The 14,905-nt window shown below is 49.4% G+C and carries 23 protein-coding genes; 2 read left to right on the top strand and 21 right to left on the bottom strand.

Annotation, left to right across the window (positions count from 1 at the left end):
• Position 1 precedes the first annotated feature (1 nt).
• The 18 genes from C2U53_RS19805 to C2U53_RS19720 all read right to left on the bottom strand — a co-directional run bounded on the left by C2U53_RS19805 (position 2) and on the right by C2U53_RS19720 (position 9,360).
• Positions 2–289 carry a hypothetical protein gene (locus C2U53_RS19805; protein ID WP_058587173.1) on the bottom strand — a complete coding sequence of 96 codons (288 nt, stop codon included), beginning with the start codon at positions 287–289 and terminating at the stop codon, positions 2–4.
• 11 nt (positions 290–300) lie between these two features.
• Entirely contained in the window at positions 301–606 is a 306-nt protein-coding gene (locus C2U53_RS19800) for a DUF2730 family protein (RefSeq protein ID WP_058587174.1), read from the bottom strand.
• Positions 607–813, bottom strand: coding sequence for a TraR/DksA C4-type zinc finger protein (locus C2U53_RS19795; protein WP_058587175.1), 207 nt, complete (start codon positions 811–813; stop codon positions 607–609). It abuts the gene before it with no gap.
• On the bottom strand, positions 810–1,418 hold the full coding sequence (locus C2U53_RS19790) for a hypothetical protein (protein WP_058587176.1): 609 nt from the start codon (positions 1,416–1,418) through the stop codon (positions 810–812). Before C2U53_RS19790 ends, C2U53_RS19795 begins: the two co-directional genes overlap by 4 nt.
• On the bottom strand, positions 1,406–1,813 hold the full coding sequence (locus tag C2U53_RS19785) for a hypothetical protein (protein ID WP_104446339.1): 408 nt from the start codon (positions 1,811–1,813) through the stop codon (positions 1,406–1,408). The genes C2U53_RS19790 and C2U53_RS19785 overlap by 13 nt, the downstream gene beginning before the upstream one ends.
• Entirely contained in the window at positions 1,806–2,024 is a 219-nt protein-coding gene (locus C2U53_RS19780) for a hypothetical protein (RefSeq protein WP_058587178.1), read from the bottom strand. Before C2U53_RS19780 ends, C2U53_RS19785 begins: the two co-directional genes overlap by 8 nt.
• A 1-nt stretch (position 2,025) precedes the next feature.
• Positions 2,026–2,616, bottom strand: coding sequence for a glycoside hydrolase family 108 protein (locus C2U53_RS19775; RefSeq protein ID WP_104446338.1), 591 nt, complete (start codon positions 2,614–2,616; stop codon positions 2,026–2,028).
• 110 nt (positions 2,617–2,726) lie between these two features.
• Positions 2,727–3,236, bottom strand: a complete 510-nt coding sequence (locus C2U53_RS19770; protein WP_104446337.1) for a hypothetical protein — start codon at positions 3,234–3,236, stop codon at positions 2,727–2,729.
• Between the two features lie 3 nt (positions 3,237–3,239).
• Positions 3,240–3,650: a Mor transcription activator family protein gene (locus C2U53_RS19765; RefSeq protein ID WP_104446336.1), complete on the bottom strand. Its 411-nt coding sequence runs from the start codon at positions 3,648–3,650 to the stop codon at positions 3,240–3,242.
• On the bottom strand, positions 3,647–4,174 hold the full coding sequence (locus tag C2U53_RS19760) for a gp16 family protein (protein ID WP_104446335.1): 528 nt from the start codon (positions 4,172–4,174) through the stop codon (positions 3,647–3,649). Before C2U53_RS19760 ends, C2U53_RS19765 begins: the two co-directional genes overlap by 4 nt.
• Positions 4,171–4,386, bottom strand: a complete 216-nt coding sequence (locus C2U53_RS19755; RefSeq protein WP_152405432.1) for a hypothetical protein — start codon at positions 4,384–4,386, stop codon at positions 4,171–4,173. Before C2U53_RS19755 ends, C2U53_RS19760 begins: the two co-directional genes overlap by 4 nt.
• Positions 4,387–4,392: 6 nt before the next feature.
• Complete coding sequence (locus C2U53_RS30390; protein WP_235922343.1) at positions 4,393–4,998, bottom strand: MazG-like family protein; 606 nt, start codon at positions 4,996–4,998, stop codon at positions 4,393–4,395.
• An 89-nt stretch (positions 4,999–5,087) separates the two neighbouring features.
• Complete coding sequence (locus tag C2U53_RS19745; protein ID WP_058587185.1) at positions 5,088–5,615, bottom strand: host-nuclease inhibitor Gam family protein; 528 nt, start codon at positions 5,613–5,615, stop codon at positions 5,088–5,090.
• 7 nt (positions 5,616–5,622) lie between these two features.
• Complete coding sequence (locus C2U53_RS19740; protein WP_104446333.1) at positions 5,623–5,874, bottom strand: hypothetical protein; 252 nt, start codon at positions 5,872–5,874, stop codon at positions 5,623–5,625.
• A gap of 2 nt (positions 5,875–5,876) precedes the next feature.
• Positions 5,877–6,116 carry a hypothetical protein gene (locus C2U53_RS19735; protein ID WP_058587187.1) on the bottom strand — a complete coding sequence of 80 codons (240 nt, stop codon included), beginning with the start codon at positions 6,114–6,116 and terminating at the stop codon, positions 5,877–5,879.
• Positions 6,117–6,120: 4 nt separating this feature from the next.
• Positions 6,121–7,059: an AAA family ATPase gene (locus tag C2U53_RS19730; protein WP_104446332.1), complete on the bottom strand. Its 939-nt coding sequence runs from the start codon at positions 7,057–7,059 to the stop codon at positions 6,121–6,123.
• A 78-nt stretch (positions 7,060–7,137) separates the two neighbouring features.
• A complete protein-coding gene (locus tag C2U53_RS19725; RefSeq protein WP_235922344.1) occupies positions 7,138–9,075 on the bottom strand; it encodes a transposase domain-containing protein in 1,938 nt (645 codons plus the stop codon).
• A 48-nt stretch (positions 9,076–9,123) separates the two neighbouring features.
• Positions 9,124–9,360 carry a helix-turn-helix transcriptional regulator gene (locus C2U53_RS19720; RefSeq protein ID WP_104446330.1) on the bottom strand — a complete coding sequence of 79 codons (237 nt, stop codon included), beginning with the start codon at positions 9,358–9,360 and terminating at the stop codon, positions 9,124–9,126.
• 226 nt (positions 9,361–9,586) lie between these two features.
• Here C2U53_RS19720 and C2U53_RS19715 point away from each other — a divergent pair, with 226 nt between their 5' ends.
• Entirely contained in the window at positions 9,587–10,039 is a 453-nt protein-coding gene (locus C2U53_RS19715; protein WP_104446329.1) for a DNA-binding protein, read from the top strand.
• A 90-nt stretch (positions 10,040–10,129) separates the two neighbouring features.
• Here the strand turns inward: C2U53_RS19715 and C2U53_RS19710 are convergent, their stop codons facing one another.
• On the bottom strand, positions 10,130–10,690 hold the full coding sequence (locus C2U53_RS19710; protein ID WP_104446328.1) for an NAD(P)-dependent oxidoreductase: 561 nt from the start codon (positions 10,688–10,690) through the stop codon (positions 10,130–10,132).
• Entirely contained in the window at positions 10,687–12,420 is a 1,734-nt protein-coding gene (locus C2U53_RS19705; protein ID WP_210437014.1) for a fatty acyl-AMP ligase, read from the bottom strand. The genes C2U53_RS19710 and C2U53_RS19705 overlap by 4 nt, the downstream gene beginning before the upstream one ends.
• 383 nt (positions 12,421–12,803) lie before the next feature.
• Here C2U53_RS19705 and C2U53_RS19700 point away from each other — a divergent pair, with 383 nt between their 5' ends.
• Positions 12,804–13,928 carry an N-acetyltransferase gene (locus tag C2U53_RS19700; protein ID WP_104446326.1) on the top strand — a complete coding sequence of 375 codons (1,125 nt, stop codon included), beginning with the start codon at positions 12,804–12,806 and terminating at the stop codon, positions 13,926–13,928.
• Positions 13,929–14,238: 310 nt separating this feature from the next.
• On the opposite strand, the gene C2U53_RS19695 is transcribed toward C2U53_RS19700, so the two are convergent.
• The gene (locus tag C2U53_RS19695) at positions 14,239–14,823 is read right to left on the bottom strand and encodes a hypothetical protein (RefSeq protein ID WP_044264020.1); all 585 of its coding nucleotides are present in this window, start codon (positions 14,821–14,823) and stop codon (positions 14,239–14,241) included.
• Positions 14,824–14,905: the final 82 nt, after the last annotated feature.

Below are 14,905 nucleotides of genomic sequence, written 5' to 3'. Positions count from 1 at the left end.
ATCATTCCCTCGCTCGTGGCTTTTTAACGCCCGGACAGCTCGCCATCCCGAGCGCTACATCTTCACCCCGGCCCTTGATTTCGGCGACATAACATCCGGATACATCGTTGAGACTGACCAGTCCCTGCTCACGCAGCCATGCAAGATGGGTACGAACCACATCCCGTGATACCCGGTGGCCGTAAGTCTGAAGACAGGTCTGGAGAATGGATTCATTTGCGCTGGCACCGCATTCCATCAGGGAACGCAGAATGACCAGACGCTGGTCGCTGTCGAGAATTTCACGCATGCTCATACTCCTTAACTCTTTTCCTTCAGTTCGTTTTCAAGCAACAGATCGCTGATACGGGCAGCCTGTCGCAGCGTTCCGGAAAACTCCCGTATTTCACCGCGCAGGTTGCTCATATCAAGTTGCAACTGGTGGAGTTCGTGCCGCGACGGCATACCGTCAATGGCCTTCTCCATTGCGCTCATACGGTTGTTTACTTTTTCCATCTCTTCACGACGGGCGTACGTTTTCCCCAGCAGCAGATGGATAATATTGATACCGGACATCAGGACGGCCCAGATGACAGCCCAGTTGCTTCTTACCGTCTCCCATTCCATTTATGCGGTCTCCCTGAGTGTCTGGCAGTCAATGCAGGTCACTGCATCCGGCATGGCCGCCAGACGTTTCGGGTCAATTTCATCACCGCAGTCGTTACAGAATCCGGGATGCTCAGGGCGTTCTTTAACCCGGTTTAACTGAGCATTTAACGCATGTTCACGCGTAGCCATCTCAAGGCCGCTGGCCTTGTCCAGTTCATCCGTCATTTACCTGCCGCCATCGTTTTGTGTTTACTGGATTTGCTGTACCGCGCGAACCCGTCAAGGGTACGAAAACCGAGATATCCGAGCGCCGGCGTTGCCAGCATCAGCGCGATATCCCAGTCCGGTGACGGCATGGAAAACGCATGGCCGAAGGCCGCAGAGACAGCACCGGCCTGCTGACCCAGGGACATCAGCATCACGTATGCAATACAGCTGTAGAGTGACAGGCGGGCCATCAGCGGGCGGGTCTGCCGGACATATTCATCCGTGGCGTTGTCACCGTTGCGAATAGTATCCTGTTGTTCATGGTGTGCCGCCTGACGGTCAGCCAGAACAGCCTTATCCCTTTCCATCTGAATCTGCTCAACCTGGACTTTCAGGGACTGGAGCTGGACGAACTGCTCTGGGGGAAGCGTGGCAAGTTTCTGCTCAAGCACCCGTTGCTGGTCCTGTGGATTAATGACGTTGTTGACGTTCTCAACAATCCCGGCCACAGAGTCTGCCGTTTTTGCCGTATCACCGCCAAACCACCCACCCACGGTTCGCAGCAGCGCTGGACCCGCTTTCATCAGAACGCTGGCAACGGTAGAGATGGTTACTGGATCCATGCAAGAAGCCCCTTACGTTTAACCCACATACAGATAAGACCGCCGGTAGCAGCACCAACTGGTGAAAGAAAAATCAGGTATAGCGGGCTGGCATAAAGCTGGCTCAGAAGGAGAAGAAAACCGCCAACAACCAAGATGACCCACGACCAGAAACGGGCATGCCGGCTGATATGCATCTCAGGTTTAAGAAGCCTGTACGGCAGATTGCCGAGAAAGATGCTGAATCCGATCAGTACCACACCGGAGAGTGCCAGCCACCAGACCATAAATGCCTGGCGACCTGTGAAACTACAGATGAACAGCGACAGGCCGACGAGAATGACAATGCTCCATCCGGAGCGCAAAACCTGTACCAGCGCCTGTTTTAACCAGTCGCAGCTAAACGATTTAAACATTATGTTTTTCCTTATATCGCTGGCACTGCCAGACGATGTCTCTGATATCGACGGATGACCAGCCGCGCATGTAGTAGCTGCCGTGCGTCCCGTCATGACCTTCATAACTTGTCGGTACAGGGACGGGACCACCGGCCATACGATGAAGAACTTCCTGCCGCAGTCGGTCACGTCGTCCCAATTTCAGCGAAGCGTCCCATCCCTTACCCATATCAGCTCCGGGCAACCGAATACTGGACGCCAGAAATCTCACGGCAGGCGTCAGCGAGATTATCCAGGCGGTTAAACCAGCCGTTGAGGAACTTACCCTGTGAAGGGTTTGATTTGATGATGTCGGCGTAATACCGGGAACGGCGCAGGTACAGCCGGTTCATCAGCCAGTCAGGGTCAGCACTTTCAACGGCAGCGCGGGTATTTTTACCGGCGATGCCGTCCACGCTTTTTCCTGTGAATCCGACAGCTTCCTGAAGCAACTGAACAGCCTTTTTTGCGCCGTGCTGGACGGAAGAATCAAAGACGAACAGGGCCACTTCATCCGGCCATAGCGGGCAATACGCGGGATACCAGTAGTCACGAAAGTAAATCTGTCCGGCCTGTTCAACGGTCAAATCACGAATGCGGGTATCAGGCTTCCCATCACCATCAACATCGGTCTTGCCATCGGCCACGCCGTCACGTTTATCTGAAATGCCGAGGTTGGTTTCGCCGCCACGGTCAGTGGGGTCGTTGACATATCCGCGCTCTGCGCTGAGCACGAATGTAAGAGCATTTCGGAATGCAGGAGAATCGGGGGTGTTGTTCATAAAACGGCACCTTTGGAAGTGGATTAGATTTCCCTTCCATCATGTGCCGGACGAAAAAAAAGCCGGATTAACCGGCTTCATTCAATAAATATAATTATCAAATCCACTCACTATGCTTTTCGTAAATCACAGGAGTAAGTTACTGACTCCATAATTTTTCGAATAGTTGCTCGTAATTCCATTCCAGATGCAAAACCTGATGCTGAGTAAGAATCGTCTTCTTTCCTGTTTGCCGTCGCTTTTGTAAAAATCTCAGCGACTTGATTGAGTGAAGTTTCTGGGTCTTTCTTTCCCGTCACCCCCTCCACAAGTTTTACACATTGATTAACGGCGGCCAGTGACTCACCGTCAATATCTTTACCACTTGAAATCACCATTGCTGTTACTGTATCTGCACCTAATGCCCAAACGGTACTTACAACGTTATCTTCAGTGGTCGCTGTATAACCCTGAACACCGTCAACGATGGCTCCTTTTTTCCAGTCTGTTTTTTTCAAGACTCCCATTTTATCAAATTGTGAAATAAGTTTTTCATTACCGGTGAGTTCATCTTTATCAAAAAAATAGTAATACCCCCCAACTAAAATAACAGCCAGTATTAATGCATCAGTAAATTTCATATTTCACTCCCAGCCAAATAAATCCAGTTGATGCTTGCGGTGCTCAAGTTTACGCATACGTCTTATGGCTTTATACACCGTTTTATAGGTAACACGGTAGCGCTCAACCAGCTCTGTGATGTTTCTGCCGTTGAAATCCCTCCAGATTTTCATATCACGAATCAGTGACTCAAGAGTCTGGCCGCGTGGGAAATAAATCTGCATGCCTCCTATCTGACAGCTAATCGCGTAAACCAATTCCAGAGAAATACGCGGATCAACCCCATGCTTTGTCAATTCCCCACGCAGTAGCGTATTCAGTTCTGTCAGCAATGCCGGGAAACGTACAGTCTCCGCCGAGGTATCATCGTCAAGATGTTCCAGAATGCTGTCGTCCTGGATATCACCAAACAGGTCATTCTGTTTTTCGCTCATATGATTACCTTTCTTACCTTACGGGAATACAGGCTGTTGATGGCGTCATAACCACGATTGTCCTGAAAAGCCAGGTCTCGTGGACTCAGCGCCTCCGTCATTTCTCTCAGATGCCACTGTTTGAGACTTTCCAGCACCGTCAGAAGATTGTTTCCACGACACCACGCCAGACTGGCTATACCTTTACCTTTGTTGGTTCTGACAGTCATCTTCGCAACGAACGCATCCAGTCCACTATCACTACCGTCATGGATGAACCCATCAAGATGCATCTGCCTCCAGATGCTGCGGACCTTTGCTGTTATATCCGTTTCACGATGACGACGGGCCGGAGAACGGGGGCGGGTGCGTTTGAATCCTTTATCTTCCAGCGTCTTCAGCACATCCTCCAGTTGCCCGATCCTCAGATCACGACAACTGAGTTTTCCTGTCACTCGCATCAGTACAGAACGATAAGTGTCGTCGTCCAGCTGTAGTTTGCGACGGGCAACATGGATTAGTTTTATCAGATTGGCACGGCTCATAACCCCCCCTCGTCACCAGCATCAATAAACGTTGTATCCTCGCTGCCCAGCACACCATTTTCTTTTATAGCGGTGAGCCTGCAAGCGGCGTCATATCGGTTTAGTGAGTAGAAAAAAGCGGTATTTCTGATGCCGTCGATCTCGAACTCAACAGCAGTGCGATACCACCACTGACCCAGCTCAAAAACCTTTTCAGGGAACTTGATCACCATTCTCATTCACTCCTGTGAATCCGGTAGGTTCGGTGTCCAGCGCCATCCGGATGGTATTTCCAGAAGGAGCGTGGCCGTGCGACAGGATTCCGGCGGTGTGAACCCTATGACCTGATCACCATCAGTGACCAGGCGAATCAACATAGCCAGGTTATCGATGAGTTCACCTTCAACATTCGCCCATGTCTCCCGGCCTTCGACATAATGAATTACGGCTTTGATCACTTCGCCGCTTTCCTCGGCAACTTTATTCAGCACATAGTTCGGCTGCGGATACTTACGCATTGCCTTTTCAGCCCGAAAACGCGCTGCGAAAACCAGTGATGCAAAGTAATCATCAGGGCCATCCATCGGTGATGCCTGTTTTCGCTTCAGTTCTTCGTTTTCTTCAACCAGGGAGCATGCCGCTTCATGGTCTACTGCGGCGGTGTGCGTAACAACTTTCAGTTCATCCAGCAGCGCTTCCACAATCTCTGGTGTGAAGCTGCGTTGCGTCTCCTGAACTATTTTGAGGCGGTCAATACAGGTATCAGGGCCAAACTCAGGCATCGCTTTACGTCTGGCAATATCATCATGAATCTGTTGGATATTGATGGTGCTATGGTTAGACATTTATTTAAACTCCTTCTTTGGCTGCCTGCGGGTGCACGAAGCCCCGGCAGGCATGCCGTATTAAAAAGTTGAGATTTAAAGAGAGTTAATTAATCAGTTACACTTTGTTCAAATGGGATTATTTCGAAATCCTCCACATCTGTTTTAATTGTTATTCCGGCGATACCTTTTACTTCATCTCGTGCCGCCAGAATTGCCTCCTTATTAATCTCCTCTTTATTGCGAAGAAATTTCCCCAGACTTAACTTCTTAAGCATCGCAATAACATCTTCAATCTTGCGAATACTGACGCTGGGCGGACGTGTACGCCAGCGAACTTCACCTGTCGTGAGGTTAGCCGTCTTGGTCTTGCCGTCTTTCGTCAGCTCAGCGCGGTTTGCTTCACACCATGTCTGGACGCCTTTTTGCAGACGCTCAAGCTCTTTTTTAAGCGCTTCAATACCAGGTGCAACATCATTCGTCAGCATGGCAATTTTGTCATTCAACTCCGTCTCGCGGCGCAGAATGACACGGGTAATATCGCCAATTTTACGGATGTCGCCAATTACGTCCTCTCGGGATTGAGGAACGTTCACAACCGCAACGGATTTTGCGCGAGTCTTTTTAGGTGCTTTCATATAAACCTCAGTGTTTAACAATCTTACGGTTATCCAGGTCAACCTTCTTTTTCGCAAACTCAGTGACCTGCTGGATAGCCATTGGAAAAATAGCCGACAGTCCTTCCGCAACCAGATATGAAAATGAACCATCATCATCGGCGTTGTTCAGGTGAAAACTAATTGCGAGTTTTCCGGAGTTCTCGTCGATTTTGACAATTTCCCCATCCTTAATTACGGCATCATCCTCAAGGATGATTGTGATTACTTGTTTTGCCATGTTTATCTCCAGATAATCCGGCAGCCTTCCAGACTGGCTACCCAGACGGAACGGGTGCCACCGTTGTGTGTTTCCGATATACGGGATGCACTGCGTACCAGTTCTGACGGCGGGCAGGTAATCTCCAGCAAAGGGCGACGCATGAAAACCCGAACGTCAGTGACACGGCTACCACGGGAGCGAAGCCAGCTTTGCGCCGCTTCAGCCATGCTGATGTGTTCCGCAATACGTTCAGTAATCATGATGTTATTCCTCACTCAGATTGCTGTGACCCAGCTCTAGCATTGCCGACTGGATGTGCGATGTGCCGATGGTTTCCCCCTTGCCCTGCGCGTAAATTCCGGCCAGCGGAAGTATGTGCGACAAAGAACGGAGAGCGCCGGGACGACGGGCGATCATCTTCAGCAGCTTCCGTTCCTCCTGTCCTCCGACTTGCCACGCATCACAGAAACTGTCCACGTCACCGGCAGATACGGTATTGATGACGTATTTTTTTGAGACTCGGGAGAACAGACGCGCGAAGTCAACACTGCGTTGTCCACCAGTCAGACGATCGTAGACTTTATGGTTTCCGACCAGAGCCAGACCAACACCGCATTCTTCCTGGAGAATACGCAGTTCTTCCACTGCATCCAGACTCAGCCAGTCGGCCTCATCCACGACTATCAGACCCCGTGTCTCCGGCAAACGCTGGCGCAACAGGCGGGACAACGCACCACGACGATATGGCGCATCAGCAATACCCATTTTCAGCGCCAGTTCGTACAGCGTTTCCAGTTCGTTACTGCGGGACTTGCTGGCGGTGATATGCCAGACATTATTGCCACTGGCTGCATACTGCCTGATGGCTTTGGTTTTACCCACGCCGGGGTTTCCATAAACCAGCACGATCGTCCCGGCAAGCTGCGCCCACGTCAGGGTCGCCAGTATTTTTTTGGCCGTTGGTGTTTCAACAAAGTCAGGGGCCACGGGTAATGTGGTACTGGCTGTATTATGATTTTCCAGCCATGTTGCCAGACTGGCGGCGACTGCATCATTGTCACCTTTGTATTTCTCATTCAGGAACTGAGAAACCGTCGCTGTGGATGTACCGATTTCACGTGCAAGAGCTGCACCGGTAATCACTTTATTGTCGATTAATACGCGGATGGAGTTACGCACGTCATTATGAGTAAATTGCGCCATGATTTTTTATCCTGTATGTTTAATTTGCTGTTCACGGTTTTTGATTAATTAAAAGGCGACGATTCCAACGTCGCTTTTTCATTTCCGCGACCGTTTCGCCTGATTAACGAATGTCTCAAAAATCACATCATTCTCATTCTGTGTATCCTGTATTTCCTCCACACGCCGGACGGTATTCCCCATATTGAACACGCGCTCCACAACATGGCGTTCTGGTTGTTCCGCATGCTCTGTTTTTGGCAGCAGGTCATTCACTTCAATCGCTGTCATGCGGTTGAGTGCCTTGGTCGCTTTCTTCGTACTGCGCATCATTTCACGGCGGGCACGGTTATGTTCACGACCAGCCTCGGTGTCGCCAAACGCCACTGCGGCGCGGCATTCCGCCATGCAGAGGAAACGGCCATCAAGGTCATAACAAGCCACTTCGCTGTGAAGGTTGCGCGGATCAAAACGGACTGTGATTTTGCGGCTGCGATGGCTGACAAGCTGCTCGCTCCAGTAGGTATTCTTACGGCCAAACAGGGAGCCGCCGCTTTCCATCGTAAATTCTCCTGTTGGTTTCACGCGAACAGACTCTGCTGGCAGCATGAACTGACGGATCTGTTCTTCTGTTAAACGGGTGATTACAGACTGGCTGTAACTCTTCTCGAAAGCCTGATCAAATGACAGTTCACCACGGCACATTTCCGTTTTGCGCTGAGTCTTCCTGTTAAACATGGCGACACCTTCACTGATAATTTCCATAAAGGTCTCAACATCAACAGCCCTGCTGCCATAGTTCTCTGGCTTGGAACTGACATTTTCACCGGCAAATGCGCCAGCCAGTGCCGGGTGTTTATCGATGTATTCCCCCAGGCCGCCCACACCGAAGGCTCGTTCAACGGGTTTGGCCTGGCCCCAGCCTTTACCACCAATAACGCCTGTCCAGTGCAGCTTGATACCCAGCAGTGGGATGATCCCCATCGGGTCATCTTCACGGACTTTGAAGCGATAGCGGTTAGGAACGCCACCTGACAGCCATTTGTTCGCCGCTGCACGTGTGTTGTCTATCGTTATGTGCTGTGGCTTCCCGTAGGTTTTCAGTGTATCCATGAGTGACAGACGGATACTGTCGCTGTTTTCTGATACATCAGCCCGCCAGCCAACAATTTTGCGGCTGTGGACGTCCTGCCAGAACCATGTTTTAGGGCGAATGATTTCACCGTTAAACCAGCGGACAAACACGTTGTGCTGATAGCCGTCACCGTTAATCCATTCCATCGCATGCAACTGTGCGACAGTGCGCTGTTGTGACGGATGCATCTGCGCCAGTGCGTTTTCACCTTCACGAGTGGCAACGACAATACGCGGGTCAACTTCACGTTCCAGTTTACGGCGCAGGGTGCGTTCGGCAGGAATGGTCCAGCCATGTGTTTCTGCGGCGATTTCCAGGCGCTCATAACATTTGGAGAAAAATGGCGCTTCATTACGCAGGTAATCCCCCAGGAGGAACTGCCAGGCATCATCAGAGATTTCAGCAGAACGCCCTGTAACGCGTTTTTCGCGAACCCGGCGATCAAGCAGAACCGGTCCCCAGAGGTCGGGACTGAAGTCCTTCACTTTGTAGTACAGGTTGCGCAGTGTTCCCTCACTGATTTGCAGTTGCTTTGCTGCAAGGGTAATTGCCTTGCGATTGCCAATGCCCGACGCCATCAGCTCAGCCACCAGCGCGGCAGCTTTAGTGCGACGTTCTGCATGCAGTCTCTGTTCGCCAGTCGCTTTTTCCCATGCTGACCAGAGACGCTGACGATTAAGGTCATCGGCAGCAACACGTTCAGGCTCTTGCGGTAAAGTAATGAGTCCGGATGAGGTTTCAATCAGCCCACAGGTAGCCAGCAATTCAGCACGAACTTCCGGTGGTAAAACTGATATGTGGTATTCAAATGCTTTGGTGCCGGCACGTTTACGGCGTAGCTCGCTGCGACCTGCGACCAAAGCTTCAAGACGATTACGGATACCTGGCTCAGTGGTAGGCATCGAGGATAACTCCATACTTTCTTTTACTGTAATCCACAGTTCATTCATTTACGCCACCGCCTTTTGAATCGTACTTTCATAGCGACTCGGCCATATATCACTGGCCTTGAGCCCTAAGAATTCTGCAATTATCTTTTCTCCTTTAGGCCAATGATTGCGGAATACATTACGAAGTGTTGATTCCGCTAACCCATTCATTCGAGACAACTGACTAGTCGTCATGCCTCGTTTTCTAATCGCTGCTTTGATGTCTTCTGGGTGCCAGTCTTGGCTTTTGGTCACCATTCTGCGATCCTTAAATGTTTACACACTCCGTTTAACCGGATGGTTAAACGCTACGTGTAACAGAATGGCACACAAAAGAAAGCGTGTAAAGTAAGTCACTTTCTTTGTGTGTTTGGGTGTGGGAGTGCATTTCATTGTTAATGCGTTGATTTTAAATAAAAAATTCAAAAGAAAACAAATAAAAAGTTGTTTTCTTTTTTCTTACACAAAAAGAAAGGATGGCGTTATGGCAAAAGAATGGGTGACTGTCCAAGAGTGTATGGGGATTCCAGGGTTTCCTAACACCGCTCCTGCTGTACGAAAACGACTGGAAGATTTAGCCTCTGGGATTGAGGGGAGTAAGAGGAAAAAACCTGGTTCAAAAGCATTTGAGTACAGCACAAAAATACTTCCGAGATATGCGAGAAGTGTTTTTGATAACAGCTTGGAAGTTGATGAGAATGATGCCAGTGATGATATTTATCGTACTGATTTACTTGAGTTTTGGATAATGATTTTTAAACTATTGACACCTAGACAACAAAAAGAGTGCATCGAACTTTTTAAAAATCGGGGCATTCAAGCATTGCTACCCGCGATCTTAAATTCAGATGATAACAAAGAGATTTTTGAACAATGTGATTCAGATGGACAGGTTCAGGTCGCGCCAGGGCTGAGCACGCATAATAAAGCCGGCTGATTGCGGCGGTGCTCAATTGGCGGGCTTTATCTTCGCACCTCCTGTGGGTATGTTTTAAGCTACTTTTAAATCCCGTTAAATGCTTTAAAATTATCCGCAATGCGATCCAAATCTATATGACACAAAACTGTTATTACTATCTGATGATCTAATGTTGACGATCTGTCTGATTTTCAACTCATCGAATAGCCCATTGCTGTGCGAAGCCTCACAACTCAAGACTTCCTCCCGCTTATTCTCATGAATTCCCGGTTGTTTCCGGGTTCTCAGTTTGATCCATACATCACTGTCACTACTCACCGGGTGACGTGCTGCAAGCGACGAGATAAACAGAAAGCGTCGACAGCTGCCGCTCTCTTTCGCGGCCTGCATCAGCCGTTGGCTGCCTTCAACATTGCAGCGGGTGAAGATCGCTTCTGTGTGTCCGCGAACCTGCCCTGCACAGTGGATGACATGTTCCGCCCCGGCGACCAGTTGCGCCAGTGCCTCACTGTCTTCCAGCGCCCCCCTGATCCAGACAAGATTATCGCGCACGTCGTGGCGAATCGTTCGGGTTAACACCCGAACGGCAAAACCGCGGGACAGCAGGTCATCAATAATATGCTTCCCGATAAAGCCGGTTCCACCTGTCACCGCAACCGTGATGCTCATTGCAAGTATCCCGGCATAGGGATCGGTGAGTTAAGCGACTCAGCAAAGAGATTCAGGTAGCGTTTTTTTGCTTCCGCACGCGCTGGTTTCCCGGATGATGTCCGTGGAATACTGTGCGGCGGCAAGAGTTCGATGCTGACAGAAACCCCAAACTCGCTTTGTACCCGTGCGGTCAGGCTATGGACGATCTGCGCCCGACGTTCTTCACAACTGACCCGGCACTGGATCTGTAAAATAATCCGTTCCTGAGACGTCACAAATGCTATCGCATCGCCGGAATGTATTTCCGGTTCCTGTTCTGCAATATACTCAATATCCTGTGGCCAGATATTCCGACCGCGAATAATGATCAGATCTTTTATACGTCCCGTCACGTACAGGTAGCCATCCAGAAGATAGCCCAGATCCCCGGTATCCAACCATCCCGTTGACTGGATATCCTTCTGCGAAACCGGATCCTGAAAATAACCACTCATCAGACTCGGACCGGAAATGCAGATATGGCCAACGTCTCTTTCAGGCAATGGGCTCCCAACTTCGTTACGAATTTCAATGCGGTGGCCGGGAAGCGCTTTACCGCAATTCACGAAGGTAGATATCGCCCGGGTACTTTTCGTCGGCGCAACCGCTTTACCCTGGCATTCGAGTACGTCGCGATCGACATCGTTCACCTGTGAGCCGGAGGCTTCATCAGAAAAGCTCACCGCCAGCGCATTTTCAGCCAAACCATAGCACGGCATGAATGCTTTGCTGTCAAATCCCGCGCGCTTGAAACATTCGCCAAACTGATTCAGTTGTCCGGCGGAAATGGGTTCTGCCCCCACTCCGGCTACGCGCCAGCAGGAGAGATCCAACCCGGCAAGTTCGTTGTCATTGATACGACGCAGGCATAAATCGTAACCGAAAGGCGGCGCAACGGAGACGGTGCAGCGGTTCTGACTGATTAATTTCAGCCACTGCAGCGGGCGCATAGCAAAATCCTGGGTGCGCAGATAGTCAACGGATAGTTGAGTCGCCACAGGCGTAAGCAGAAAGCCCACCAGCCCCATATCATGATAAAAAGGCAGCCAGGATACGCAACGGTCACTGTCTCGCAATTTGATTCCATCATGGCTAATCACATGCAGATTCGCCATAACTTCACGGTGAGTAATAATGACGCCACGAGGAAAACGCGTGCTGCCTGAGGTGTACTGAAGGTAAGCAATATCGTCTGGCGACGGTAATGGCAACTCAATATCCTTTTCCGGCAGCGCATTAAATTGCGCATTGCTGAGAATGCGGATTGCCGAACCATGCTCGTTGACCACATTTATCAGCGACAACCATTGGTCACTGCTGATGATGGCCGCAGGCTGACAACTGGTGAGCAGGCCCTGCAATTTCGCGGAATAAGAATCGCGTTGTCCAACCCCCATAGGAATGGCCAGCGGTACCGCCACCAACCCCGCATACTGACACGCAAAAAAGGCTTCGACAAAACCGACGCTGGTTTCCGCAATCAGCGCGACGCGATCGCCCTTATTGAGATTCAATGAAAGCAACCGTCGGGCTCCGGCTTTAGCCCGCATTTTTAGCTCTCGGTATTCCAGTACTGCTTCAGGCTGAATGCGTCGATCATAAAAATTCATTCCTGCATTTCCCAAAGCGGCATAGTCCAGAGCTTCCACCAGGGTTGAAAAGTCAGCATAACGCATAGGAAGAGAATGAGTTGAGATTCTATTGGACATATACACCATGAAAATGTTTGAATTTAAAATCGATGGATATACAAAACAAATAATCGGCGGGTGATAATATAAATTAAATAGTCATTAAACAGTATCTCTTTTTTGGCTAAAAGATCATCAGCAAAATAAATGTTTTTCTGCATTTCAATTTCAATAATTATGATATTACCCAGCTAAATATTTTATTTCATTCTCCGAAGGGAGAGTTATCATTAAACACCCTGTCCGCCTCCAGCCTTACGTTTTACCGTCCTGTTTTATCACCAACCGCATTAAGTGGTAAAAGAGAGAAAGAAACATTCAGTAATTTATTTCGTTTCGACTGACAACATAGCAGTCAGTGTAATTATGTTTATTTCTGTACTTTTTATTTAAGGCTGTTTATGATTCAGATACAAAAAGTCATGAATAAACATGACCTCAACACGTTTATCTCTTTCCCTTCTTCACTTTATTGCGCCGACGACAGCTGGATCGACCCCTTGCACCTTGAACGCGCAGAGCATCTGTCCGCGAAAAATCCGGGTTCTGAACATATTCGTTGGCAGGCATGGATCGCTAAAAAAGCAGGACGGGTCGTCGGACGCATCACGGCACAAATTGAAACCCTGCATCGCAAACGGTATGGCAACGACACGGGTCATTTTGGCATGCTCGATGCCATCGACGACCCTGAGGTCTTTAGCGCACTGTTTGCCGCCGCCGAATCATGGCTGAAATCCGCCGGGGCACAAAAAATCACCGGACCTTTTAGCCTGAACATTAACCAGGAAAGCGGCCTGCTGGTTGATGGCTTTGAGACGCCGCCCTGCGCGCTGATGCCACACGGGAAACCCTATTATGGCGCTCACGTGGAACAACTGGGATACACCAAAGGAATCGATCTGCTTGCCTATTGGATGCAGCGCACAGATTTATCTTTCTCACCGTCGCTGGTCCGACTGATGGATCAGGTGCGTCAAAAGGTCACCATTCGCAGCATCAACCGTAAGCGGTTTAGTGAAGAAATGCAGATTCTGCGTGAAATTTTCAACTCCGGATGGCAGCACAACTGGGGATTTGTCCCCTTCACGGAACACGAATTCGCCTCCATGGGCGAGCAGCTCAAATTCCTTGTTCCGGACGATATGATTCACATTGCTGAAATAGATTCGGTGCCTTGCGCCTTTATCGTTGGCCTGCCGAATATTAATGAGGCGATCGCCGATCTCAACGGTCGGCTGTTGCCTTTCGGCTGGGCCAAACTGCTCTGGCGACTAAAAGTGAGCGGCGTACGCACCGCGCGGGTGCCTCTGATGGGCGTTCGTCAGGAATATCAGTTCAGCCGCATTGGCCCGGTCATGGCTCTGCTGTTAATAGAGGCATTACGCGACCCGTTTGCCAGACACCATATTGACGCGCTGGAGATGTCCTGGATTCTGGAGTCTAATAGCGGGATGCGCACAATCCTGGAACGCATCGGCGGAGTTGCCTATAAGCGCTATCGCCTGTACGAAAAACAACTCTGACTGCGGTCTGAAGAAGCAAACGCGGGTATCAGTAAGTTCCCTCTCTAAAGCAGGTCTTAGCCCATAACGTATGTTTTTCTGCTAACAGGCGTCGCAGTAAATGTTCGGTTTTAATGGCCCACATCAGGTATGCCAAAGCCATTCAATTCACGAACGTCAATCCTGACGTAACCCGGAAGGGCTTATCATCTGTATAGAATATCAGTCTGATGCGGCAAGGGGTGCCCCCTGCCGGATCTCCCTTGCCATAGACGTGCTGAACAGGACACGCGAAAAAGGAATCCGTAAGGATTCCCTTTTCTGTTACGTTTCAGTGCCCGTTGATCGTTTCATTCACTTCTGAGCCTGGTGGAAAATCCGCCACAGAAAGGACAATATTCAGGCCCTGAGGCCGGAATGTTGTTGAATGAATCAACATATATTTATACCAGCGAAAAAATAACCGCTTATCCCTTACGTTAATACGTTCAAGAATACTGTACAACCTTGAGTATATCGACTTCTGGCTCAACCCCAGATATTGCGAAGCGTCAGCATAGGTATCCAGACAAACAATCGCATTGAGCGTGTGTTTATCCGCCCGATTCATCCTCGCCATAAACTGGCAGAACTCACACGTCTGCTCCCCACTGTTAGCCTGCGCATCCTTAAGTTTTTCAATAATCAGACTAATAGAATCACTATAGTTTATATGTTGTTTCAGGAACAAATTATCTTGTTTATCTGAAATACTCACTAATGTATATTCAGCGACTATGGCGCAACAGCATCGTGTTTGTACCCACATTGCAGGAAGAAAGCAGAATGGTTTCCGATCTGATGGCCTCGCTGCCCAATTTTTTATTTCACTCAGCGCAAGAGCGATCAGTGGAGAAATTTTATCATCGACAACCACGTTATCCCTCCTTGTATCGCTATTCGCAAATATACACTTAACTTAAAAAAACTGCCAAATGATATAACTGTTCAATCTAATA

Source organism: Citrobacter sp. CFNIH10, from assembly GCF_002934585.1.
GTDB classification, from domain to species: Bacteria; Pseudomonadota; Gammaproteobacteria; order Enterobacterales; family Enterobacteriaceae; genus Citrobacter_A; species Citrobacter_A amalonaticus.
The sequence above is the reverse complement of the archived record's forward strand: the minus strand, read 5'-3'. Positions and strand labels throughout refer to the sequence as shown.

Excerpts from the sequence above, each read along its gene's own strand:
- C2U53_RS19805 (WP_058587173.1), bottom strand. The coding sequence starts at position 289 with ATGCGTGAAATTCTCGACAGCGACCAGCGTCTGGTCATTCTGCGTTCC.
- C2U53_RS19800 (WP_058587174.1), bottom strand. The coding sequence starts at position 606 with ATGGAATGGGAGACGGTAAGAAGCAACTGGGCTGTCATCTGGGCCGTC.
- C2U53_RS19795 (WP_058587175.1), bottom strand. The coding sequence starts at position 813 with ATGACGGATGAACTGGACAAGGCCAGCGGCCTTGAGATGGCTACGCGT.
- C2U53_RS19790 (WP_058587176.1), bottom strand. The coding sequence starts at position 1,418 with ATGGATCCAGTAACCATCTCTACCGTTGCCAGCGTTCTGATGAAAGCG.
- C2U53_RS19785 (WP_104446339.1), bottom strand. The coding sequence starts at position 1,813 with ATGTTTAAATCGTTTAGCTGCGACTGGTTAAAACAGGCGCTGGTACAG.
- C2U53_RS19780 (WP_058587178.1), bottom strand. The coding sequence starts at position 2,024 with ATGGGTAAGGGATGGGACGCTTCGCTGAAATTGGGACGACGTGACCGA.
- C2U53_RS19775 (WP_104446338.1), bottom strand. The coding sequence starts at position 2,616 with ATGAACAACACCCCCGATTCTCCTGCATTCCGAAATGCTCTTACATTC.
- C2U53_RS19770 (WP_104446337.1), bottom strand. The coding sequence starts at position 3,236 with ATGAAATTTACTGATGCATTAATACTGGCTGTTATTTTAGTTGGGGGG.
- C2U53_RS19765 (WP_104446336.1), bottom strand. The coding sequence starts at position 3,650 with ATGAGCGAAAAACAGAATGACCTGTTTGGTGATATCCAGGACGACAGC.
- C2U53_RS19760 (WP_104446335.1), bottom strand. The coding sequence starts at position 4,174 with ATGAGCCGTGCCAATCTGATAAAACTAATCCATGTTGCCCGTCGCAAA.
- C2U53_RS19755 (WP_152405432.1), bottom strand. The coding sequence starts at position 4,386 with ATGGTGATCAAGTTCCCTGAAAAGGTTTTTGAGCTGGGTCAGTGGTGG.
- C2U53_RS30390 (WP_235922343.1), bottom strand. The coding sequence starts at position 4,998 with ATGTCTAACCATAGCACCATCAATATCCAACAGATTCATGATGATATT.
- C2U53_RS19745 (WP_058587185.1), bottom strand. The coding sequence starts at position 5,615 with ATGAAAGCACCTAAAAAGACTCGCGCAAAATCCGTTGCGGTTGTGAAC.
- C2U53_RS19740 (WP_104446333.1), bottom strand. The coding sequence starts at position 5,874 with ATGGCAAAACAAGTAATCACAATCATCCTTGAGGATGATGCCGTAATT.
- C2U53_RS19735 (WP_058587187.1), bottom strand. The coding sequence starts at position 6,116 with ATGATTACTGAACGTATTGCGGAACACATCAGCATGGCTGAAGCGGCG.
- C2U53_RS19730 (WP_104446332.1), bottom strand. The coding sequence starts at position 7,059 with ATGGCGCAATTTACTCATAATGACGTGCGTAACTCCATCCGCGTATTA.
- C2U53_RS19725 (WP_235922344.1), bottom strand. The coding sequence starts at position 9,075 with ATGCCTACCACTGAGCCAGGTATCCGTAATCGTCTTGAAGCTTTGGTC.
- C2U53_RS19720 (WP_104446330.1), bottom strand. The coding sequence starts at position 9,360 with ATGGTGACCAAAAGCCAAGACTGGCACCCAGAAGACATCAAAGCAGCG.
- C2U53_RS19715 (WP_104446329.1), top strand. The coding sequence starts at position 9,587 with ATGGCAAAAGAATGGGTGACTGTCCAAGAGTGTATGGGGATTCCAGGG.
- C2U53_RS19710 (WP_104446328.1), bottom strand. The coding sequence starts at position 10,690 with ATGAGCATCACGGTTGCGGTGACAGGTGGAACCGGCTTTATCGGGAAG.
- C2U53_RS19705 (WP_210437014.1), bottom strand. The coding sequence starts at position 12,420 with ATGTCCAATAGAATCTCAACTCATTCTCTTCCTATGCGTTATGCTGAC.
- C2U53_RS19700 (WP_104446326.1), top strand. The coding sequence starts at position 12,804 with ATGATTCAGATACAAAAAGTCATGAATAAACATGACCTCAACACGTTT.